Genomic DNA, 22107 nt, shown 5'->3' with positions numbered 1-22107 from the left:
AAAAAGAAAGAAGATATTTTTTGCTAAATCGATGCCGATGATTTTATGCTGAGTCATGGTCTTCTCCTTTTACTTCGGACCTGAACACTCCAAGCATGGCTTACAGTCATGTGAAGTGGTAGGGGGAGACCATCTCATCACCTTAATGCGGCGTTAGTAGTCACAAGTAAAAAGGATTTATAGATGGAATTAAAGTATCGTTCAGCTTAATTTGAAGATTTGGAAAGCCTTGTTGCTTTGCTTTCAAATGACCCACTTGGTAGTAAAAGGGAAGATGCGTCTATTCCGTTGAATCGTGGCTATATTGAAGCGTTCGAAGCGATTGCGCGAGACCCAAATAACGAATTACTGGTTGTTGAACTGGAAGGCGCTCAGGTCAGGATGCTTCAACTAACCTTTATTCCGTATCTAACGCATATTGGTAGTTGGCGCTGTCTTATCGAAGGTGTTCGAATCCATAGTGACTATCGTGGACAAGGTTTCGGTGAGCAAATGTTCGGACACGCTATCGAATTGACAAAAAACAAAGGCTGTACAATCGTTCAGTTAACAAGTGACAAGCAGCGCCCTGATGCCATCAGGTTCTATGAGAAACTTGGATTCAAAGCAACACACGAAGGGTTCAAACTCGCGCTGTAGGCATCTGCTCACAATCTGCTTCAGTTCTTCTTCACCTTTAGCATGCTCTAATAGGCCAATATGAACAAACAGCTTGAATATCTAATCCATCAAGTTCCTGAGTTAATTGAGACTGCTAAAGTGTGTCGAGAAGTAGGGTTGCCAAACTTCTATATTGCTGGTGGCGCTATTACTCAAGTCATCTGGAATAGTATTGAAAATAAGCCACTTCTCGATCAGGTGAAGGATTTTGATATCGTTTATTTCGATAGTTCTCAGCTGACAAGTGAAGGTGAGTTTAAAAGCCGCATTCGCTCACGGTTAAGTCATTCCGTAGATATCGATGTAAAAAATCAAGCAACTATCCACGAGCGCTATTCGACGAAGTTCGGATGTTCCATTCAGCCATATGAGTGTGTTGAGCAAGGTATTGAATCTTGGTTATCTGCTTTTGCTATTGGCTTCACCATAGACGGGTTAGATCACATCAGAATTTTTGCACCTTACGGATTAGAGGATACATTTAACATGTTGATAAAGCCAAATAAGCGAGCAATGACCGAACAGAACTACAACAAAATGACAGCGAGTTACAAAGCGAGATGGCCGCAAGTGCGAGTGCTATCTTGGAACTGACAACCAATTCCCGGTGCATCTAGAGGTCAGGGAAGGGATAACTTTCGTCTTTTAAACGTTTGGAGCTTAATGGTTCATGAAAATCAGAGAAATGGATTTAGCTGATCTACCAGCCTTATACGACATTTATACCGATAAAGAAGTCGTGAACAACAATCGCTATTCAGCAGATATCAAACGGGAAGAGTTTGATGCGATGTTCAATGATAACCAACGCCATTTCGTTGCCATTGATAAAGATGGCGAACTTTTAGGGCATTTAGCGTTAAACCTTTCAACAAAACCAAGATTAAAACACTCTGCTTCTTTCGGGGTTGCAGTAGCAAAAGCTTCCCGTGGAAAGGGCGTAGGTCGTTTTTTATTAGAACACTTGGTGTCTTATTGTGACAAAGAGTTGGATCTAGCGCGCCTTGAATTGGAAGTTCATGCGAACAATGCTGCTGCGTTGTCGCTGTACAAGTCATTCGGCTTTGAGGTTGAGGGGACAAAACGCAAGGCAGTGCTGGTTGAAGGTGAATTAATAGACATCATTATCATGTCGAGGGTAGGTAGTTAAGTCTTAGTTGAACTGTCGATTTAAGACATAAGCTGATTACACTGTTCAAATTCTGGGTAAACACGTCATGTTTTGCGTAATGCAGCAACCAACGTAAAACAGCGTTACATAAGATTCACCCAAGACTGAGTTTTCTATCGAGTTATTGAGATATAAGTGCGTTTCAGATGCTCTATTTTTGGTAATTAACGTTCCCTGTCGATTATCGAATTTTTCTTCAAGCTAACTACTAAGACAGGGAACTGAAATGAACAGATTAACATGGACTGCAATTGTGCCGCTTTTGCTATCAATGGCCATGGTGTTTAGCACTTATAGTTACGGAAGCCAGAGTGGGTTAGAAGCTTTCACTGTCTCTTTGGTGTTGTCTGCACCTTTAATTTTTACCTTTTTGCTCGTTTTCTCATTTTGCCGAGATGGCGCTGGTGACAGGCATGCGTTACTTGGAACCATTGCCATTTGTATGCACTTATCTACGGTATTGTTACATGTTTGGTGGAATGGATTCATGTTCACCGATGTGACCAGAAACGACGGTTTAGGGCCAGCACAAGGGTACTCTGGTTTGATACTTTGGTTGGGTAGCATCAAGGCAATGATCATTGGCGTCGCTGTTGGTGTTTGCGCACATTTCGTGACTCGAATGGTTAGAAGGCTCGCCTTTAGATAAGATTGCCGAGCTTACCAACACCTCTAGCAAAAGGAGTTTGAAGTATGTTTTATAGCAAGGAGCTCAACAAAGGGTTGCTCCTGATCCTCATTGTGCTTAGCGTGTTTATTGTATTTACATCTGACAACGGCTTCGGAGCCTTGTTTGCCCTGTCGATAAACGCTTTAATTGCGATTCTCTTTTTCTCCATGACGATTAAGCTCAAAGGTGACACGCTGACTTGGTATTTCGGTTTTGGTTTTTGGCGTAAGGTTGTGAAGGTATCTGATATTGTCGACACATCGTTATATCAAACCAAGTGGTATCAAGGTATTGGTATCCGAATGTTGAGCGATGGTTGGTTGTATAACGCAGCGACAGGCTCAGCAATAAAGCTAAGCTTAAGCGGTGGAAAACACATTTATATTGGTTGCAAAGACGCACAAGGTTTGAAGGTTGCCTTGGGTAAAAGCAATTGGCGTCGAGAAGTGGCTAATTGAGTGAATGAACTGGGTTAGTTTTAGTGGGTAAAGGTAAGTTGTGATTGAATTTAAAACGGTAGGTCTATTTGTACTTACGGCGATAGCAGAAATAGTAGGGTGTTATTTACCTTACCTTTGGCTAAGGGAAGACAAGAGTGTCTGGTTACTGATCCCGGCAGCAATAAGCCTTGCAGCATTTGCTTGGTTGCTGACGCTGCACCCTACAGCGACAGGGCGTGTTTATGCGGCTTACGGTGGTGTCTACATCTCAGTCGCGCTGGTATGGCTGTGGCTTGTCGATGGTGAGAAACCAACAACTTGGGATCTGGTTGGTGGTTCCGTAGCGCTGCTTGGTATGGCGATTATAATGTTCGCACCAAGAAACGTGTAAGTAGACGCTGTTCTGGCGCAATTTGAATCGCTTATTTTCAAGGAGGATTTAGAGTACATGACAAAGGTTGATTGGCACAAAAATCAGATAGATGAGAATACGTTAATCACAGATAGCTATAAAACGACTCAGAATGTCCGTCGATATTTTAAATCCCAACTTGGTGAGCAGTTTAAGTTTGATCGTGATTTCATGCTTTGGATGAAAAGCTCAACGGGATTAACGATGGGTGATGCCGTACAAGAGTGGGCGAAGCGCAACCAAGCTAAATAGTCACGTTTGTATGAATAGAAAAATACCGCTGATTGATTCAGCGGTATTTTTTTGCTTATTGCTTCGGTGAATTGCATGTCGGTCTTTTAGTTCACAGCAGCTAACTCGACACTTTCTGGATTGTTAGAGACTTTCCAATCACCACCGAGGGCTTTGTATACAGCTATAGTGGTGTTCGCGGTTTGCAGCTTAGCGGCCACTTGGCGGTCTTGCATCATCTTTTGTTGTCTTTGTGCATCTAACACAGACAAGTAATCAACAAGGCCAGCCTTGTACAAGGATTTTGCCTTGCTGACGGCGTTATCAACAGCGAGGGTGGCTTCATCAATGCGCTTTTGATTCTCTTGGCTACGGCCGTACGCGAATAAGCTTGAATCTACCTCAGCGAATGCGCTGTCTACCGAATGTTGGTAATTAAGTGCTGCTGAGCGGAATCTGGCTTCGTTCATCTCGACCATAGCTTCACCACGGCCACCATCAAACACATTCCAACTAATACCCGCTGACGCAGCCCAACCGAATGAATCGCTGCTGAATAAGTCGTCAAAGCTTCCAGCGGTAACGCCAGGTGTGCCTGTTAAGAAGAACTTTGGATAACGATTGGCAATACTCGCACCATGTTCTTCGTTGATAGCGGCCATTTCACGCTCTGCGATGCGAATGTCTGGGCGCTGCTCTAACAAATCTGAAGGGATGCCTGTCGGGATAACATCCTTCATTCTTGGCAAGGAATATTCACCTGTTAAACGTTGATTGACGTTCGCCAATGATTCGCCTAGCAACACTGCAATACGCTGTTTGTGAACTTGTTGGGCAATTTCTAACTGAGGAACAATAGATTCCGTTGCAGCGAGCATCGCTTTGGCCTGTGCCAGATCTAACTCAGACCCATAACCGCTGCGAACCACTTTGGTTACGAGTTCAAGTGTTTGTTGTTGGTCTTGTATGTTCTCCATGGCGATTGCTTTGCGTTCTTGAGCGCCACGGTATTGAAGGTAGTTGTGGATCACGTCTGCGGTGATTAAGGTATTTAACCCCGATTGGAAGATTTCGGCTTGTTCGACACGAATCGAAGCTGCGTTTGCTTGTCTGTCGATGCGTCCAAACAGGTCCATTTCCCACGCGATGCTCGCGCCAAGAAAACCGCCATCGTGTTGTGCCTCCAACAATGACATACCGGTTGCTGATTCAACCGCATCAGAGGCACCAAATACGGGGCCGAGTAGGGAGTCATTCTCACTCAGTTGGTAGTTGTAGTAACCACCACCGACATTTACGGTCGGTACTTTAAAAGATTCAACAACACTCTTATAAGAGTTCGCCATATTGATCCGTTCAGCAGCTAGTTTGAGTGGTATGTTTTGGCTTTGCACATCAGAAACTAACTGGTTGAGTGTCGGATCATTGAACTGAGTCCACCAATGGTTCTGCTGTTGATTCGTCTCACTGTGGCTTTCACTGTCTTGGCTGTACAAGAAGGTTTCTGCCATTGTGGTTTGTGGCTCCTCGTAATCTGGGCCAACCGCACAACCGGTAAGTAACAAGGCTAGCGCAATAGGAGCCACTTTAAACTTAGGTAATCGATACATGTTTACTGCTCCTTATTGAGTGACGTTAGTTTGTTGGTTACCTGTATTGCTAGGTGTCGTATCAAGCACAACAACAGCATCCTTTATAGCATCTGAAATACTCACTGTTTCTTCTGCTCGATAGAACAGTTTGTATAGCGCGGGCATAACGAACAGAGACAACACGGTTGCAGCCGCCAAACCACCAATAATCGTTGCCGCCATCTGGTCGAATAGGAGATCCGTCAGTAGCGGGATCATACCAAGAGCCGTTGTTAGTGCGCCCATTGAGATCGCCATGGTACGGTTCACGGTTGCTTCTTTAATGGCATCCGACAGAGTACGACCATTGGTGCGTTCCAGTTCAATTTGGTCCATCAGTACAATACCGTTTTTGATGATCATGCCTGTTAGGGTGACTGCACCAATCAAAGCCATGAAGCCGAAAGGTTTATCCAATAACAACAAGCTGAATGTCGCCCCCGTTGCTGCAAGCGGTAATGTGGTGAAGATAATCACAGGTTGCTTAAAGCCGTTAAACATCGCGACTAGAATGATCACCATCAACAACATCGCTTTTGGTAGTTGCTTGAGGATGTCACTCACTGCTTTATGTTCGTCATAGTATTCGCCACCCCATTCAAGGCTGTAACCTGGCGGAAGTTCGATAGCTTCAATATCGTCAATGACGGCATTTCTTACAGCAGCCGGAGTGGTGTAGCGGCCAACACCGGCTTGTGCGGTGATGGTTTTCACACGATCACGACGCCAAATCATGGTCTCTTCGCTTGTTAGTTCAAACCCATCCACCACTTGGCCGAGAGGTACGCTATGTAAGCCCAATAGTGAGCGAACTGGCAATGTCTCTAGTGATTGAAGGCTACGATCTGTGCGTCTAAGTTGGATCGTAATGAGTTCATCGTTTAGGTTCATGCGTCCTAGCGGCATGCCTTCAGAAGCACGCTTCATTGCGAATGCGATATCAGCGCGGTTGATACCAGCTTGGCGAACCTTATCTTGGTTGATGATCGGCTGAAGCACTTTGCTCTTTTGTCGCCAGTCATCACGCACATACTTGGTATCAGGGTGCGCTTCAAAAATCGCTTTAGCTTGGTTAGATAAATCATGCAGTACAGCAACGTCAGGGCCAGAGAAGCGCGCTTCTACGCTGAATTTATCTGATGTCGCAAGCTTCAAACCTCTGAACCTTGGGTTCGCGTTTGGAAACTCTTTTGCAAGCCATTTGTCACCACGAGCGATTAAGGTACTGAGTGATGGATAATCGGTCGCGTTAATCAATATTTGGCCATACGCAGGGACGAATGGTTCTGGCTCGATCGTTACTGAGAATCGTGGTGCACCAGCGCCAACATAGGTAGAGATACTGGTCACTTCTGGTTGTTCTAATAACCAGGCTTCAATACGCTCCATATCTTGTGACGTTTGTTCGATCTTTGCGCCATTCGGGAGCCAGTAATCAAGGAACAAGATTGGACGGTCTGCTTGCGGGATGAAATTAATCGCAATGCTTGGAATCGCTAGCGCGGTAACCAGAATCAAAGGTATCAGTGCTGACAGTGCTTTAATTGGATTATCGACGGTCCAGTTCACGCTCTTTCGGTACAAGCTGACTTTTGTATCGGTTTTTTGCTCAGTTGGCTTAATGAACATCCAGCACATTAGCGCGGTAAACGTCATTGCGACAAACCATGACAGCAGTAGTGAAGAGGCGATGATCAAGAATACTGAACTCGCAAATTCAGCGGCATCTGTCTGAGAGAAGATAACCGGGCTCGCACCCATAATTGCAATCACGGTCGCGCCAAACAGCGGTGTTGCCGTCTCTTTTACTGAGTCGATAGCTGCAACCGTTCGGTCGATACCTTTGTTAATCTTCACGATCATCATGTCGGTAATCACAATTGCATTATCAACCAACATGCCCAGAGCAAGGATAAAGGTACCGAGAGACACACGGTGTAAGTCGATGTTTGCGATGTTCATATAGATGAGCGTCAGCAGAATCGTAAGTAGTAAACTAGAGCCAACAATGGTTGCACTCTTTAAGCCCATGAAAACGGATAGCACGATAAATACAATCGCAACACTTTCAAGTAGGTTGCTTACGAAGTTATCTATCGACTTTTGAACTTCTTCAGGTTGATTGGCAACGGTGGCGACTTCTACACCCAGAGGCAACGATGCTTGGAACTCATTGACGATTCGATTGATGTCATCGCCTAGAGATACGACATTCACACCAGACACAGGGCTCATCGCAAGCGTCACAGCTGGTACGCCGTTGTAGCGGTTTTCTGTCATCATCGGCTCTTGATAGCCCATGGTCACATCAGCAATATCGCCCAGACGTATAAGGCCAGTACCTAAATCACTTACGCCACCTTTAATCATCAGGTTTTTGATGTCCGCTAAAGAAGTGAATTGGCTTGATTGCTGAACACGAATTCGTTCGCTACCCGCAGAGAACTTACCTGCGTCAAACGTGGTGTTCTGGGTGTTTAACTGGCTCCATACTTGCGCCATCGATAAGCCGTATTGCGCCAAACGTTCATCTGGAATATCAATATGAACGACACGAGGTTGGACACCATGCAATTCTACTTTCTTAATGCCATCGACGGTTTTAATGCGACGTTGTAACTCTTCCGCATAACTACGAAGCTCTGATGGAGTCGCGTCTTTACCGTAGACAGAGAAAAGCATTCCGTACACTTCAGAAAACTCATCTTGTACGATGCTGATTTGCGCAGTACTCGGTAGCAGCATCTTCATGTCTGATACTTTACGACGAAGCAGGTCCCATTCTTGTGGGAGCTCTTTTGAGTTTAGCGACTCTTTCAAATCGACAAACACCATCGACATCCCTGGACGAGAGAGCGAGCGTAGTCGGTTTAAGGTCGCCATTTCTTGAAGTTTGGTTTCAACCGTATCCGTGACTTGCTGCTCTACTTGTTCGGCCGAAGCACCAGGGTAGAGAGTGACGACGACAGCCGTTTTTACGGTAAAGCTTGGGTCTTCAAGTTTTCCAAGGTCAAAATAAGAATAGAGCCCAGCAATCACGCTTAACGCGGTGAAGAACAGGACAAAGGTTCGTTGCTTTATGGCAAAGTCGGCTAAGTTCATGGTGTTCACCTACAGCTCTTTGACTTGGATGGATGAGAAATGTTGGCCTTCCTTGATGTATTGAGCGCCACTCACGACGACAAAGTCACCATCATTTAACGTTGAATCGACACATGCGCTGTTTTCTCTCACAGTGGTGATGTTGATAGGCACAGATTCAGATCGTGAGCCCCTGATAACAAACACTTGTTCATCGCCAGACTGATTAACAATTGATGAGTAAGGTAGGCAGAAATTGTTGCTACTTTCACCTAAATCAGTGGTGAGCGTCACCGCTTTACCAGGTAATAGGTTACGAGAGTCTGTATTAGTTAAATCATCCAAACGATAAGTCACAGAATAGGTCTGTTTTATTGGGTGAGGGAGTGTGGAGATTTCAGTCGCATGACCAGTAATAGACTTTTTTGCGTGATACCAACTGATCGTAGCTTGTTGTTCAGCTTCGAATTGGTGAATCAAGTTTTCTGGTACGTCGATGGTCACTTCAAGCTGTTCCGGCTTATGAATAGTAAACACAGCTACACCAGGAAGCACTTGTTCATATTGATCGAAGTTTGATGAAGCAATCACACCATCGAAAGGCGCTAATAAGCGGGTGTAGCGCACCGAATCTTTCGCTCGACGAATGTTTTGTTCTACTACCTTAACTGCGGCTTCGCTGCGTTCGTAACCGCTGATTGCACGGTCTAGGTTTACGTTAGCAATAGCATCATCAGCAATCGCTTGTTTAACGCGGGCTAATTCGGCTTTTGCTAACTTATGTGCAGATTTCGCTTCTAAAGCGCGAGCTTGCAACTCTTCTAAAGCAACTTGGTAATCGTGTGGGTCGAGTTGAGCGATAGGCTGACCTTTTTGCACGCGATCCCCCGTTTTAACTAGCAATTTTTGTATGGTACCGGGAACACGAAATGCCACGCCTGCGGTTTCTACTGATTGAAGCTTCCCTGTGAAGGTTTTACTCGACTGTTGAGATGCAGATTCAAGTTGGATGACTTGAATAGGGCGTTCTTGTTTTGCTTTTGGTGAATCAGCATGTGATGAGGTAACAGACGCTTGGTTGCAACCAATAAGCGATACAAGGCTGGCAGCGAGTAGAGAGTAGCGATAGATGGACATCATGAATTGCTCCTAAATATTGATGGAGCAATTCTATCGAGATGAAGACTAGAGATAATCAGTGCTAACGGTATAACACTGTCATGCTATTTGTGACAATAATTAGAGATTTGGCAGCTCTTGTAACAAGAAATCAATCAATAATTGACTTGCGTGGCTGAGTGCTTTGCGCTGCGGGTACAACAACCAAGCTTCTTCTTGTTGCATGGTGTGATCAGGAAAAAGGTTAATCAGTGACCCTTCTTTAAGCTCTTGTCTCACCATCAATAGAGGTAATAAGGCGATGCCTCGATGGCGGGTAGATGCACCCTTCACAAAGCCGATACTATCACTAACGATAGAGGGTTCTACCTTTACAATTTGTCCTGATATTTCCCACTCTTTATCAACATCACCACTTGGCCAACGGAAACAGACAAACGGAAATTTAGACAGCTCTTCAAGCGTTGTAGGTTTACCCGATTTAACAATGTATTCAGGGCTAGCAACGAAAATGCGCTGCAAATCCATTACCTTACGCGCGACAACATTAGAATCACTCAAACGACCACCATGCATCGCAAGGTCTAACCCTTGGCGATACATGTCGATAAAACCGTTACTGATGCTGCGAATATCGAGCTCTATTTCTGGGTAGAGATCTTGGAACTTGAATAGGGTGGCTTGGACAATATCACCGGTCTCTGGAAGCAAACCGATCTTGACTCGACCGTGAGGTACTTCCAACAAGTTCGACGCAACGTGATTGGCTTTTTCCAAAGCACTTAATGCCTTCAGCAGTTCGTTGTAATACAGCTCGCCAGACTTGGTAACGGATAGGCTTCGCGTCGTACGGAAGAACAATTGTATATTAAGTGATTTCTCTAAGTCATTGATTCGTCGACTGACATTTGCTCGCGGAAGATCGAGAGCCTTCGCGGCAGCGGTAAAGCTTCCAAGCTCAACAACGGTAGTGAATAGTTTAAGATCTTCAATTTTCATAGTGACGGCCGACTTAGCGTAGATAATTGGGTCAATTAGTCCGCATCGTATACCAGATGGTATATAAAATCGAAAAAACCAATGAGCAATTAACGACTCATTGGTTTTAATAGGACATAAATCAAAAAGTGAGGGACTAGAGTAGTTCGATACTGGTAATTGAATGCAAAGTCTATTTTAGCGCCCACGGCCATCAACCATAACGACGATCGTTTTGGTTATGATGCTTAGGTCTGTTGCAATCCAAGATTTGACCGAGCAAAGGCTCAATGCATAGCTGTGGTCGAATCCAACTTTACGACGAACATCGTCAATACAAGTGTCGTAACCTTGATTGACTTGCGCTAGACCCGTGATACCGGGCATAACGCCGTAGGTACGGTCTGCAAAGTACGGAATCTCGTTTTCTAACTTAGTGTAGAAAGTAGGACGTTCTGGACGCGGACCAATTAAAGACATTTCACCTTTTAGCACATTGAATAACTGAGGGATTTCATCAAGGCGAGTTTTTCTTAAAAAACGACCGACAGGTGTAATTCTAGGGTCGTTTTGTGTCGCCCAAACCGCACCGGAGCGAGACTCAGCATCTTCGTACATACTACGGAACTTCATTATCTCAAAGATTTCCATTTTCTCTGGTGTTGATTTACCGACACGAAGCTGGCGATAAAGCACTGGACCACGAGAAGTAAAAACAATCGCTAGGGCAATGATAGGGAACACTGGCGACAGAATAATAAGTGCAACCAATGAGGCTACAAAATCGAAGGTACGCTTCGCACGAGAGACTTTGTATTGGTAAAGGTTGTGATTTGATAGTTGGTCAATGTTCATCATGGTCAATCCTTAACGATTTGCTCGAGTCCAAGGTGAGCTTTCAAGTCCGAATAAGTAGCGTAATCCGCCAATGAAGTTGGCATAATGCCCAACGACTAAATAAGAAATTAATGAAATAGGTTTGTTGACTAGGCGCTTCGGTAATATGCAGCCAAGTAAGCCAATGGTGTATATCGCAATCTGTGCCCACAGCAGCGCTTCGAACACTAAATAGTGATTTAGGAGAGCTGAACACACTAAGCACATGATCATCAAATAGGGGGTCAGTAGGCGTAGCCCTTTTCCTGAAAAGAAAGCAAAAGCGATGCCTTTGAACTTAGGGCTGAACAAGCCGAACAGTCGTATCGCTTGCTGCATGTTCCCAGCTGAGATACGTAAGCGACGTTTGAAGTCAGTATCTAGGTTCGACTCTTCAAGCTCCAGTGCAACCATTTGAGTTTCATATTCGGCGATATAGCCTTGCTTGACGATTTGCATCGGTAAAATGAAATCATCATTAATGGTATTGAGTGGCAGTGGCTCGAAAAGTGATGTTCTAAATAAGTAGAAGGCGCCATGAGAACCTAAGCTGGACCCCAAAGATGCTTCACACTGTTTCACCGCCGTTTGATATTGCCAATAGGTGTTTTCACCTTCGTTTCCTGTAGGGCATAACAGATAAGTAGCGTTAACGACACCAACATTGTCACTTTCGAAGTGAGCAGCGGCAATTAAAAGTGCATCCAATGATATCAGGGCTGACACGTCACTAAGTGCTGTGATATCGCTGGTTATGTTTGTCACTTCTTCGTTTACTACTGAGACTTTACCTCGGTTCTGAGTGTGATCATGTATCTCGAAATGGATGTCACTGCATATTGCTTCTTGGATGGTCATTTGAGCAATTTCAACGGTGTTATCCGTACACCCATCACAAGCAATGATTACAGTAAGTTTTTTCTTCGGGTAATCCAATGATGCTAGGTTACGGATTTTATCCGCTATCCATTGCTCTTCGTTAAATGCCGGTACCAGAATAGTGATGCTTGGTAACGTACAATCTTGTTTTTCATCTTTGTAGCAGCGATGGCTTTCTTCTACTTGACGTATTGGATGGCCTTTCGCATACCAGCGTAAAAGGATCGGATACGCTGCATGGTGATAGACAATCAACATTCCTGAAAACAAACACAAACCGGCTAATACCCAATCAATCATGCGCAAGCTCCTTGAGAAATATTGTCGTAAGACGCGACCATTTTCACTATATCGAAGTTGTCGAGCACATATTGGCGCGGTGATAGGAAGCGTTGCTGCTGACCCTCTAGCAGCGCGTTGGCTAACTCAATAATGTTTCCTTTTTTTACCAGCGTGCCACTAATTGGACATAGCGTTTCATCAATTGCACCAACATCCATTGCTACCGTAGGAATATTGCAAGCTTGCGCTTCTAACGTAGACAGGGGCAGACCTTCGTGTCGTGAAGGAAGACAGAAAGTATCGAGCGAGCCATAAAATGTGGTCATGTCTTCAACTAACCCCAGAAATATTACGCGTTCGTGTAAACCAAGTTTTGTCGTTAATGCTTCTAATTGGGTTCGCTTTGAGCCGTCACCTGCGAACGCAACAATGAAATTAGCGGGAAGAAAGGAGAGCGCTTTGATGAGTTGGTCTTGTCCCTTCACATGTTCTAAGCGTCCAGCACAGCCAACGATGTGTTTATCGTTAGGTAATTCGAGCTTTTGTCGAGCAATCGCTTTGGGCGTTGGCTTGAATTTATCGCAATCGACACCGTTTTTTATGGTGATGATATTGTTGTATGAAAAAGTATGACGAAGTTGGTCATAGACACGGGTCGCGTCGGCAACTAATGTCGGTTGAGCGGCTTTTAAAGCAAGGGCTTGGAGTCTTCGACGTTTGTTGTTTTTTAAATGCCATGCGTCGTGCTCTGTATGGATACGTGTTGGGACGCCTGAAACTCTCGCGGCGTATCCAGCGTAGAGCAATGGACCAATGTGATGCGTATGGACGACGTCCGGGCGTATTGCTTTAAAAGCTTTAATGAGTTTGACGATGATACCGAATTGAACACCCGGTGCTTTATCTAAAAACACGATCTGATTTTGATACGGTTGTAGTTTCGGCCAATTTTTTATCGCCTTATCTATGGTTCCTTCTAAGCTAACGATTAGTACTTGGTCGAGTGGCTTTGCAAGACGTAACAAGTCGAGAGTGAGTGTTTCTAAACCTCCTGGCGCTAGGTGCTGAACCACATGTATGACTTTCTTACGTTGGTTTGTATTTGGCTTTTCCATAATGCGGCTCCTTGCACTGACGTTTTAAGTCTTTTTGCTAAACATATTTGTTGTTATGACTGCAATGTTGCACGTGCCGTGCCAGAAAATTAATTAAGTTTAATCAATGGCTTAATTTAATTTAGTGTCTGTTGATTTTACATTCTCAAAATAGGAATCAAAAGACAATCGACAGTGAGAGGAATCGGCTCAAATCTCCAATGGAACAACAATGCTGTTTATCGCTAAAAAAAGAGCACCAACATCAGGTTGGTGCTCGTTTCTTTAATAGTGAGCCCTTAGTTCATGTTCGGAATGACCGTTAATACCGACACGCCCATGATCGCTTCAATATCACTTTTTCGTTTGATCGATGAGTCAAACAATTCGAACAGTATCGCTAACCCCGCACCCAAGCCAATGCCTGCGATCAGACCTGCTAGGATGAATATGAAGGTCGGCATATTCGATTTGATACTCGGGGTGTAAGGTAAGTCGATAATCTTCACACGTTTATTTTCTTCGAACACACCTAGCGAGCCAGTTAACTGAGCCATCTCATAACGTTCATTAAGTTCATCGAATAGTTGTCGCTTAACTTCTACATCACGCTGCAAACGGTACATCTCTTTTGCGTTGTCACCGAAGTTGTTTGCCTTGTGTTCCAATTCAAAAATCATGGTTTTAAGGCTTTTTGTCTCTTCTTTTAATGACTCATAGCGCCCCCGAACAAGTTGAAGGTTATGAAGTTGAGTCACTAAAAGAGGTTGCGTGTCGGAGAGTTTGTCTAGTGAGGTGCTACTCGCTATATCCCACAATTGGTCACTGTTCATTCCGGGTTGCTTCTGTGCGAGCAGTGTTTTTCTTTCGTTCTCAAGACGTTCCAATTCAAGGACCTTCGCCTGTACAGCACTGTGTTTATTGGTGTACTTTGCTTTTAATAAGGTTAACGAACTTTGTGTGTCAATGATCTGATCTTCTAATCGTCCGATAACAGGATTGGTTTTTGATAGTTGTTGGTCAATTGACCCTAGGCTTTTTTCAACGCCTGATAACTCGGCTTCTTTCTCGGCTAGGGTTTGCTTTAACGAAGCCAATCGATTCAAGCTTTGGCTTTGAACCTCAGGAGTTGAGTGTACATTTTCATTAATATATCTCGCTAACTCTTCTTCCGCCTTTGCCAGTTCGGCGCTTCGCTCGTCGATGTGAATTCTAAGGAAACTACTCGAGTCTTGGATCGACGAACGTTCTGGAGCCAATATTTGCTCTATAAAATGCTCGCTGACGGAACTAAGTGTCTCTTCCATACCGATCGGCGTGTTAGAGGTAAGACTTATTTTTAAGAAATCTTTACCCATTTGAGTAACAGATAAACGTTCTGACAAATCCGTAATGATCTCTTGTTTTTGAACTTCCGACATATCTGGTTTTGTTAGCTGAAGCTCATCTGCCACCGAATAAAGAACGTGACGGCTGTGTAACAGGGTTCTAAGTGCACTCATTCTGTCTTTAAGCATGGTAGAAACGGCGATGTCCTCAAGAAACGGATTCATTTTCGCGGTTTCTTGTATCAGCATACTGGTGTGCGAATCGTATTTTGTTGGCGCAAGTTTACTCACACCAAACCCCACAAATGGCAAGATAAGAATAGGGATTAGAATCACGTAGCGCTGACGCCACATCCCGTTCAATATGCTTAATAAACGCAGCTTGAGATTGTTCATAATAGCTCCAGCATCCAATGTACGAAGTTGCCACGGTTTTTCCAGCTGTCTTTTTCGACGATAGAGATAGGCGAGTGAGTGAGTTGACGAGCGTTGTTAAGTGCTTGGATCATTTCCTGGGCATTGTTGATAGCTGTAACGTGCTTCTGATAAGACGCCATCGCAGGGAATGGTGTTGTTACGATGGGTGTGCCTGCAGCTAAGTATTCCATTAGCTTAAGTGGGCTACACGCTTGTATTTGCTCATTGTCTACGAAGGGCAGCAAACTAATATCCCAATGTTGTGAGTAACTTGGTAAGGTGTGATGTGGTCTTGGGCCAAGGTAATGGACATTGTGTAACTTTGGTAACATTAGCGTATCAAGCTCGTTGGGCCCAATGAATACAAAATCCCATTCAGGCATTGCGTGAGCAACATGTCCGATCATGTCATAGTCTAGCCACTTCGACAGGCTGCCATAAAACCCTGCAATCGGACGATGACTGCTTGGCAGGTCTTCAGCTCTGGCTACTGGTGTAGAAAATAGCTCAACATCAACGCCGTGTGGAAGCAGCTGCGTTTTAGATTTAGGAAACTTTTTCACTAACTCTTTACTCGCTGCGAAAATCAGATCCGCTTTATCTATAAGTTTAGATTCGTGCTCAGCGACAGTTTGGTGGTCAACGCCTGCGAGCGCACTGAAATCATCGCCGCAATAATAAACGACAGCAGACTCACCCAGATGCCCACACAGGTCAACTGCAGTAGGAAGTGACGTCCACAGGATAGGGTCTTGTAAGTTAAGCTCTTCAATCATTGGTTTTAACTGTTGCAACATCATCATTTGAGCGAGCTTGCGCGAAGCGTATGATGCAGGAGCAGGAATGGTTCTCAAGTTGGCGACTTTAATGTTATTGAGGCCAACAGAGTCCGACATGTTCTGGGTGATTGCGTTAGTCTTACCAAACAACTTATTGAACGCACGCGTTACATCTTTCACGCTTAAGCGTGGTTGTCTAAGGCCAATGGAGTTAATCCAAAGTACTTTATGTGTTTTAGCTAGTTGGCGAACTAAGTGCTGGGTTGACGATGGAAGTCCGCCAAAGTCTTCACCGAATACAATGAGATCACGCATGGTCACCTCCGTGAGTCTCAAATGCATCAAAAACATCCGACTCCGTCACTTCTTCGGATTTTATTTCCCCAACCACTCGTGCGGGATTACCTGCGGCAATAGAGAATGGGGCAATACTTTTGGTTACAACGCTACCGGCAGCAATCACGGCACCTTCACCAATTGTCACGCCGCCTTTGACAGTTACATTGGTCCCTAGCCACACATCTCGTTCTAGTATGATGTCGCCAATCTGTTGTGGGTCATCACCTTCACCGTTTGCACGACGTGTCGCATCAAGTGGGTGGCCGGAGTAACCAAAAAGAAAGGCTCCGCCAGCAATTCGGACGTTGTCGGAGATAATCACTCGTTTGCCGACCGCGATAGTTGATTGCCAACCCACATCAACATTATTACCAATTGACAGTAACGGATGCTCTAAACCGTCGAGCGGCTGCGTACACCCTGAAAATGTAGTGTGACCCGATATACGACAGTCATTCCCAATTGAAATTTGCAGTGGTCCACTTACGAAAGGTAGGCCTCCATACAAATATAGGCGCTTACCACACTGTGCGACTCTGCCTTTGAACGCTGGGGTCCAGTAGCAAAAGCGAGCAAATCCCCCGATGACATTCACAATCAATTTGTGTGTTTGGTACAGGCAACGATTGGAGATCTGAGGAGTAGGGAGCTCGGCGCTTCTGATGTTTTTCAAAATGAAAAAAACATTTCTAATTCGAGAATTAGGGTGAAACTTAAGCCAGTGTTTAAATTGATGTATGCTTGCTGACGTCATAATGAAATTCCTTCTCTGTTGTTATATAGAAGTACCTTCATATTGTGTGCCATATAGTAAAGCCCATATTTTCAATGAGTTAAGGTTTAGCTTTTAGATTTTCTCATTTTGACAAGCAGTTTGAGATACGTTTGAAACGCAAACTGTGAGTGCTGCAAGGATGTAAATCGGCCAGTTGAAGCCTTGAGTTAGAAAAGTGCCGGAAACAATGGTACCGATCAGGCCTGCGTAGACCGCGTAGGCGATAGCATTGAGTTCTGGTGGGACATTGGAACCCGCAGCTTTAAGTTGCGCCAAGGTGGCACGAGAGGTTTTGATCAGAGATACGATAAGCCCTACGAAAATGATCAACCCAATAAATCCAGTTTCAGCTAAAACGCCAAACCAGGTGCTGTGCACAGCATGATTTAATCCATCCCAATAAGCGCTATAAAAAAAGTAATTAGAGTAGAAGTTATTTAAGCCAACCCCAGTAAGAGGGTTGTCTAATGCCATTTTGAAAGCGGCTTCCCAAGCGTATATTCGTCCCATAGCGGATTCATCAATCCCTTCTTCGGCCGCACCACCTGAAGCTCTGTCTGATATTCCAGCGGCTAAGTAAAGGACGACTGCGGCAATTGCTCCGCCAGACATTAACAAGAGTTTAGAGTGAACCAACTTCCAAGCAAATATACCAATCACGGCAATACACCCTAATAGTCCACCACGGCTCTGCGTTGCGATGATAGCAGCGAGTAGTAGCACGCAAACGAAGCCACTTATAATTCGTTTAAATAATGGGATTCCGGAAGTGCTGGCTTGACTGATAGTAAATGCGAGAGGGAACATTAATACCAGCGCCAAATCGTTAGGATCTCCGAGCATTGACCCAAAATCACGACCTATGGTTACGCGTGTGCCTTCGACCAAACCAATACCGTTGATTGAGTTGTAAACGGCGATGGTGCTGACCAGAGCTCCCGCGTATATGATCGTCATCGCCGTTTTCGCTAAGTCTTCCGTGGTGTTCACGAGCCAAGTAATGGCAAGAGTCATGACAATAATCTTCCAGTAGATACCTTTAAATTCAGCTAACGCGATCGGTCTATTAGAGGCAAAAACAATCCCAATGATCGTGAGAATCCAAAAGATAACCAGCCAATTCAGAGAATGATGCCAAGAGATTTTAAGCTCTCTACTGACCAGTGAGTGCCACAGCAATGCCGACAATGCCCCCATGGACAGTAACAAAGGGATCTTCATTGGAAAGAGTACTGGTAATGCTTCATGAATCCTGAAAAAAGAGAACACAACAAACAGAATTACAAACCAAAATGCCTTATTGATGACGAACAAGGCACCAAGCGGGATAAAGGCGAGTCCGATAGCCACTGCTGGGTGAGGAACGAGATACCAAGCAGCACCAATAACAAGGCTTAGCAATGAGAGCCCTAAAATTAGCGGTGTTCGGTTAACTTGGTCTCTCATTGTAAATCCCTAGCGTTTTTTATTATTCAACTAAAGACATAGCAAGGTGAATGCCACATATCGACTGACACTAAGTTATTGTATTTATGTTCAATTTAGATTTTTCTAAAACGTTGAGTTGAGGCGGGTCAAAATGAGAATCAAATTGGAAACGCGCTTGCCATTGTTATTTGGATTGAATCTATGGTGTGGCAACGTTATGCACTGTAGCAGGCTAGGATCTGGGGAATAACAGCTTGTGGAGAGTAATGCTCGCGGATGGTCGCTTTGGCTTTCATTCCCATAGTCTGCTTGTCTTGAGAAGGGAGGTCAAACCAACTCGTTAAACATGCAGTGAGTTCGCTTTCATTTGTAGCGATGTAACCATTGGATTCATGCTGAATCAGTTGCGATAGATTACCAACGTTGGTCGCTATAACCGGTATGCCGCGAGCCATGGCTTCTAATGCCGCCATAGGTAGACCTTCGTAACGAGATGGTATGACTAAAACATCAATGGTTTTCCATGCATGGTCCATACTGGTTTGGTGTCCATGGAATGTTAAGTTATTTGGTTTACTCTTTTCGAGCGTTTGCCTTTCAGGACCATCTCCAAATAGGTGAAATTTATGATTAGCCGCAAACTGTGCAAGAGCAACAAAACGGTCTGGCGCTTTTTCGTGGCTTAAACGGCCAATAAAACCTACCTGATAAATTTGTTCACTGTTGCTTTCGTTAACTAAATGTTGAGCATTCGGAGAGCTGTCTGGGATCGCAATGAAATTATTAAGCAGGGTAGTTCGTGACGGGATCTTATCTTGTATTTTGTTGCTGACAACAAAACAGTGATTGGACAGGAATCCAGTATATCTATCTAAAAAATCGTAGATCCAAACTTTGCCTTTAGGTGTTTCGCCTGCGTGATACGTCGATATTTGACGAGGCTTACAATGGCTTGGGGTCACTAGCTTCACCAGTTTACTCACAATGCTTGCTTTGTAGCCATGAGCATGGACATGCGTGGGTTTATATTGCGTGATTGCCAGTTTAAGTTGCGAAACTGAATAGGTTTTACTTGGTGCTAAGTCGTTAAGGTGACTGTAAGGCAGGTCTAAGTATTTTAAGCGTGTTATCACTGGGGGAAGAGGAACAAACTTGGTGAGCAGGACGACTCTAGCTTTGCGGTTATGTTTAAGTAAACCAAGTGCGAGCTCAATGACATGCGTTTCAATTCCACCAAAGGTTTGGCTATCGATGAGTAGCCAAATCTCTTCAGGTTCAGGAACTAAATGCCCCTGAACCTGAGTTGGTTGAGCTTGAGTATCCAAATTAGGCTTGGTTACACTCATCTTCAGACTCCCAAGCCTGTTTCTTACGGTAAACAGTGGAAGGGCTCAGCTCCAATAAAACGGCAGCGTTTAACACATTTCCATCACAATGATTGATCGCATGTTGAATGGCTTCGCGTTCTATCTGCCACATTGGACGTATCGCACCGTCACTAGTGGTAAATGCCGGTGTCATTGGATCATTTGTGTCTGGAGAGACAGATGAACGCTCAAGCTCTTCTGGTGTGACTGGAGGCAGCTTACCTTCTTGAACAACTGGCGACACGGCTTCCACAACAGCGCTACGTATTGGCGTAACGCTTTTTGAGGTTGTAGCGTCTGCTTTATTGATCGGAGCAGGTAACATCTCTTTGGTTACACTGGTTTCATTGTTTAACACTACGATGTTGCGAATGATGTTTTGTAGCTGACGAACATTGCCCGGCCATGGATAGCGCTTAAGTAAACCTTGTGTCTCTTTATCGATAGAATTGAATTTCTTCTTGTCTTGTTTGGCGTAAAGTTTCAAAAAGTGGTTAGCTAGAGTGACAATGTCACTTCCTCTTTCTCTCAACGGTGGCATCTCAATAGGCACCACATGTACACGATAGTAAAGGTCTTCACGGAATCGACCTTCTTCTACTTCGACGAGAGGGTCACGGTTAGTCGCACAGATGATTCTGACATCTACTTTGATTTCTCGGTTGCCACCTAACGGGGTAAAAGTCCCGGTTTGTAGGAATCGAAGGAGCTTTTTCTGCATTTCCAATTCCATTTCACAAAGTTCATCCAGAAACAGTGTGCCACCGTGTGCTTGCATTGCAGCACCTTTACGATCGGTTGTAGCACCGGTAAATGCGCCTTTGACATGACCGAAGATTTCGCTTTCCATTAAGTCGCGGGGGATAGCACCACAGTTGATGGCAACGAATGGTTTATCACCACGCTGACTCTCTTGGTGAATTGCCTCTGCGCATACTTCTTTACCTGTCCCGCTCTCGCCATTGATGAACACACTTGCGGTTGTCGGAGCAACTGAGTCGATGATTTTATAGACGGCTTGCATCGGTAAACAAGAACCGATGAAGTTATGGAAACGGTCACGATCGAATTTGCTTTGAATATTGTCGACTAGATTTTCGAGTTTGGCTCTGCGCAGATGCAGGTTAACCGATGTTTTGAGGCGGTCGGCTTGAATTGGCTTTTCCAAGAAGTCTTCCGCACCGCGCTGAATTAGGTCAACGGCAATGTTCACTGAACCATGGGCTGTCGCGATGATTACAGCGGTTGGGATGTCGTTATCACTGATCCAATCTAAGACCTCTTCACCTGGCATATCAGGCAGTTTAAGGTCGAGGATAACCAGTTGTGGGACGTGTCTCTCTATAAATGTTTTAGCTTCAGCTCCAGTTTCGACATGAAATATGTCGTATGGCTCGTCTTTTACGTACTGCTTGTAAAGTACGGCGAGGGAGGTGGAGTCTTCAACTAACAATACCTTAGGGCGCATTGTGTAATTCCTTTTGCAACTTTATCCTAACCAATCAATAACATAGTGATATTTGAGCGTAGATACGAGTCGACGGTCTTTGTTACTTACTGGGCGCGCTGTCTTATTTGAGTTTAGTCTGTTTATGCGAACAGATGACCATGAAACGTAAATCGGTGATGACTATGTTTAGCTATTTAACTAATTTATATCTGGTGAAAGAGCGTTAACTAAAACCGGCTTCTTTTCTTTCTAATAACGCGTTGATTGAACGCTCTGCAAGTTCGATTAACTCGCCAACCTGCAGAAAGGCTTGTTCATGATGCGCTTCTAAACACTGCTGTTCTAATGCTCTTGCTAACTTACCTAAAGGCCGGTTACCTAGCGAAAGTGCGGTACTACCAAGGGTATGGACTTCAAACTCGAGCGTTTGAGCGTCGTTGTTGCTAACTGCTTCTTTAATGGTGAGTAAACGAGCCTGTGACTCTGTCACATAGTGGTCGATTAAAATTGGAATAATCTCCGGACTGGTATCTCGAACCATCTGTTCAAGTACGCTTTCTTCCACAAGCTCTTCATTTTTTAGCTTATTTTCACCTGAAGGTGTGTCTGACGTTAAAGTCGAGTTCATCAAACTAGTCCTTTTATTGAGCTGTAAATACTTACATCATCGAGAAGTCTAATACTCGTTTGCACTCTTAAG

The 22107-nt window shown here is 44.4% G+C and carries 21 protein-coding genes; 7 read left to right on the top strand and 14 right to left on the bottom strand.

Annotated features, from left to right (window positions below; genetic code table 11):
* Positions 1-219: 219 nt before the first annotated feature.
* The 7 genes from F0232_RS14845 to F0232_RS14815 all read left to right on the top strand — a co-directional run bounded on the left by F0232_RS14845 (position 220) and on the right by F0232_RS14815 (position 3605).
* Entirely contained in the window at positions 220-639 is a 420-nt protein-coding gene (locus F0232_RS14845) for a GNAT family N-acetyltransferase (RefSeq protein WP_253821960.1), read from the top strand.
* 60 nt (positions 640-699) lie between these two features.
* On the top strand, positions 700-1254 hold the full coding sequence (locus F0232_RS14840; protein ID WP_061034092.1) for a nucleotidyltransferase family protein: 555 nt from the start codon (positions 700-702) through the stop codon (positions 1252-1254).
* A 76-nt stretch (positions 1255-1330) separates the two neighbouring features.
* Positions 1331-1810, top strand: a complete 480-nt coding sequence (locus F0232_RS14835) for a GNAT family N-acetyltransferase (protein ID WP_253821959.1) — start codon at positions 1331-1333, stop codon at positions 1808-1810.
* A 247-nt stretch (positions 1811-2057) separates the two neighbouring features.
* Positions 2058-2480, top strand: coding sequence for a hypothetical protein (locus tag F0232_RS14830; RefSeq protein ID WP_105057131.1), 423 nt, complete (start codon positions 2058-2060; stop codon positions 2478-2480).
* A gap of 44 nt (positions 2481-2524) precedes the next feature.
* Positions 2525-2959: a hypothetical protein gene (locus F0232_RS14825; protein ID WP_105057132.1), complete on the top strand. Its 435-nt coding sequence runs from the start codon at positions 2525-2527 to the stop codon at positions 2957-2959.
* 40 nt (positions 2960-2999) lie between these two features.
* The gene (locus F0232_RS14820) at positions 3000-3332 is read left to right on the top strand and encodes a YnfA family protein (protein ID WP_061034088.1); all 333 of its coding nucleotides are present in this window, start codon (positions 3000-3002) and stop codon (positions 3330-3332) included.
* 57 nt (positions 3333-3389) lie between these two features.
* Complete coding sequence (locus tag F0232_RS14815) at positions 3390-3605, top strand: DUF6434 domain-containing protein (protein ID WP_105057133.1); 216 nt, start codon at positions 3390-3392, stop codon at positions 3603-3605.
* Between the two features lie 86 nt (positions 3606-3691).
* Here F0232_RS14815 and F0232_RS14810 read toward each other — a convergent pair whose 3' ends face one another.
* From F0232_RS14810 to F0232_RS14745, 14 genes are all read right to left on the bottom strand, one after another.
* Positions 3692-5194 (bottom strand): efflux transporter outer membrane subunit, encoded by a 1503-nt coding sequence (locus F0232_RS14810; protein ID WP_105057134.1) that lies wholly within the window; start codon positions 5192-5194, stop codon positions 3692-3694.
* A 12-nt stretch (positions 5195-5206) separates the two neighbouring features.
* Entirely contained in the window at positions 5207-8317 is a 3111-nt protein-coding gene (locus F0232_RS14805; protein ID WP_105057846.1) for an efflux RND transporter permease subunit, read from the bottom strand.
* Positions 8318-8326: 9 nt separating this feature from the next.
* The gene (locus F0232_RS14800) at positions 8327-9436 is read right to left on the bottom strand and encodes an efflux RND transporter periplasmic adaptor subunit (protein ID WP_105057135.1); all 1110 of its coding nucleotides are present in this window, start codon (positions 9434-9436) and stop codon (positions 8327-8329) included.
* A 99-nt stretch (positions 9437-9535) separates the two neighbouring features.
* Complete coding sequence (locus tag F0232_RS14795) at positions 9536-10414, bottom strand: LysR family transcriptional regulator (protein WP_105057136.1); 879 nt, start codon at positions 10412-10414, stop codon at positions 9536-9538.
* A gap of 177 nt (positions 10415-10591) precedes the next feature.
* Complete coding sequence (locus F0232_RS14790) at positions 10592-11251, bottom strand: sugar transferase (protein ID WP_032498275.1); 660 nt, start codon at positions 11249-11251, stop codon at positions 10592-10594.
* 9 nt (positions 11252-11260) lie between these two features.
* Positions 11261-12448 carry a glycosyltransferase family 2 protein gene (locus tag F0232_RS14785; RefSeq protein ID WP_105057137.1) on the bottom strand — a complete coding sequence of 396 codons (1188 nt, stop codon included), beginning with the start codon at positions 12446-12448 and terminating at the stop codon, positions 11261-11263.
* Positions 12445-13545 (bottom strand): glycosyltransferase, encoded by a 1101-nt coding sequence (locus F0232_RS14780; protein ID WP_105057138.1) that lies wholly within the window; start codon positions 13543-13545, stop codon positions 12445-12447. The genes F0232_RS14785 and F0232_RS14780 overlap by 4 nt, the downstream gene beginning before the upstream one ends.
* Positions 13546-13823: 278 nt before the next feature.
* Complete coding sequence (locus tag F0232_RS14775; RefSeq protein ID WP_061034080.1) at positions 13824-15248, bottom strand: Wzz/FepE/Etk N-terminal domain-containing protein; 1425 nt, start codon at positions 15246-15248, stop codon at positions 13824-13826.
* Positions 15245-16363, bottom strand: a complete 1119-nt coding sequence (locus F0232_RS14770; RefSeq protein WP_061034079.1) for a glycosyltransferase — start codon at positions 16361-16363, stop codon at positions 15245-15247. The genes F0232_RS14775 and F0232_RS14770 overlap by 4 nt, the downstream gene beginning before the upstream one ends.
* A complete protein-coding gene (locus tag F0232_RS14765) occupies positions 16356-17141 on the bottom strand; it encodes a DapH/DapD/GlmU-related protein (RefSeq protein WP_105057139.1) in 786 nt (261 codons plus the stop codon). The genes F0232_RS14770 and F0232_RS14765 overlap by 8 nt, the downstream gene beginning before the upstream one ends.
* A gap of 93 nt (positions 17142-17234) precedes the next feature.
* A complete protein-coding gene (locus tag F0232_RS14760) occupies positions 17235-18608 on the bottom strand; it encodes an O-antigen ligase (protein WP_105057140.1) in 1374 nt (457 codons plus the stop codon).
* Between the two features lie 197 nt (positions 18609-18805).
* On the bottom strand, positions 18806-19936 hold the full coding sequence (locus F0232_RS14755; protein WP_105057141.1) for a glycosyltransferase family 4 protein: 1131 nt from the start codon (positions 19934-19936) through the stop codon (positions 18806-18808).
* Positions 19917-21425 carry a sigma-54 dependent transcriptional regulator gene (locus tag F0232_RS14750; RefSeq protein WP_061034076.1) on the bottom strand — a complete coding sequence of 503 codons (1509 nt, stop codon included), beginning with the start codon at positions 21423-21425 and terminating at the stop codon, positions 19917-19919. Before F0232_RS14750 ends, F0232_RS14755 begins: the two co-directional genes overlap by 20 nt.
* A gap of 205 nt (positions 21426-21630) precedes the next feature.
* Entirely contained in the window at positions 21631-22035 is a 405-nt protein-coding gene (locus F0232_RS14745; protein WP_061034075.1) for an Hpt domain-containing protein, read from the bottom strand.
* Positions 22036-22107 lie beyond the last annotated feature (72 nt).

It is taken from the genome of Vibrio sp. T3Y01 (genome assembly GCF_013114525.1).
Lineage (GTDB): Bacteria > Pseudomonadota > Gammaproteobacteria > Enterobacterales > Vibrionaceae > Vibrio > Vibrio chagasii_B.
This window is presented reverse-complemented; position numbering and strand designations above follow the sequence as displayed.

What these genes read in the sequence shown, in the direction of transcription:
- F0232_RS14785 (WP_105057137.1), bottom strand. Translation starts at nt 12,448, where the DNA reads ATGATTGATTGGGTATTAGCCGGTTTGTGTTTGTTTTCAGGAATGTTG.
- F0232_RS14755 (WP_105057141.1), bottom strand. Translation starts at nt 19,936, where the DNA reads ATGAGTGTAACCAAGCCTAATTTGGATACTCAAGCTCAACCAACTCAG.
- F0232_RS14745 (WP_061034075.1), bottom strand. Translation starts at nt 22,035, where the DNA reads ATGAACTCGACTTTAACGTCAGACACACCTTCAGGTGAAAATAAGCTA.
- F0232_RS14810 (WP_105057134.1), bottom strand. Translation starts at nt 5,194, where the DNA reads ATGTATCGATTACCTAAGTTTAAAGTGGCTCCTATTGCGCTAGCCTTG.
- F0232_RS14780 (WP_105057138.1), bottom strand. Translation starts at nt 13,545, where the DNA reads ATGGAAAAGCCAAATACAAACCAACGTAAGAAAGTCATACATGTGGTT.
- F0232_RS14765 (WP_105057139.1), bottom strand. Translation starts at nt 17,141, where the DNA reads ATGACGTCAGCAAGCATACATCAATTTAAACACTGGCTTAAGTTTCAC.
- F0232_RS14795 (WP_105057136.1), bottom strand. Translation starts at nt 10,414, where the DNA reads ATGAAAATTGAAGATCTTAAACTATTCACTACCGTTGTTGAGCTTGGA.
- F0232_RS14840 (WP_061034092.1), top strand. Translation starts at nt 700, where the DNA reads ATGAACAAACAGCTTGAATATCTAATCCATCAAGTTCCTGAGTTAATT.
- F0232_RS14790 (WP_032498275.1), bottom strand. Translation starts at nt 11,251, where the DNA reads ATGATGAACATTGACCAACTATCAAATCACAACCTTTACCAATACAAA.
- F0232_RS14750 (WP_061034076.1), bottom strand. Translation starts at nt 21,425, where the DNA reads ATGCGCCCTAAGGTATTGTTAGTTGAAGACTCCACCTCCCTCGCCGTA.
- F0232_RS14770 (WP_061034079.1), bottom strand. Translation starts at nt 16,363, where the DNA reads ATGCGTGATCTCATTGTATTCGGTGAAGACTTTGGCGGACTTCCATCG.
- F0232_RS14805 (WP_105057846.1), bottom strand. Translation starts at nt 8,317, where the DNA reads ATGAACTTAGCCGACTTTGCCATAAAGCAACGAACCTTTGTCCTGTTC.
- F0232_RS14830 (WP_105057131.1), top strand. Translation starts at nt 2,058, where the DNA reads ATGAACAGATTAACATGGACTGCAATTGTGCCGCTTTTGCTATCAATG.
- F0232_RS14825 (WP_105057132.1), top strand. Translation starts at nt 2,525, where the DNA reads ATGTTTTATAGCAAGGAGCTCAACAAAGGGTTGCTCCTGATCCTCATT.
- F0232_RS14800 (WP_105057135.1), bottom strand. Translation starts at nt 9,436, where the DNA reads ATGATGTCCATCTATCGCTACTCTCTACTCGCTGCCAGCCTTGTATCG.
- F0232_RS14775 (WP_061034080.1), bottom strand. Translation starts at nt 15,248, where the DNA reads ATGAACAATCTCAAGCTGCGTTTATTAAGCATATTGAACGGGATGTGG.
- F0232_RS14760 (WP_105057140.1), bottom strand. Translation starts at nt 18,608, where the DNA reads ATGAGAGACCAAGTTAACCGAACACCGCTAATTTTAGGGCTCTCATTG.
- F0232_RS14815 (WP_105057133.1), top strand. Translation starts at nt 3,390, where the DNA reads ATGACAAAGGTTGATTGGCACAAAAATCAGATAGATGAGAATACGTTA.
- F0232_RS14835 (WP_253821959.1), top strand. Translation starts at nt 1,331, where the DNA reads ATGAAAATCAGAGAAATGGATTTAGCTGATCTACCAGCCTTATACGAC.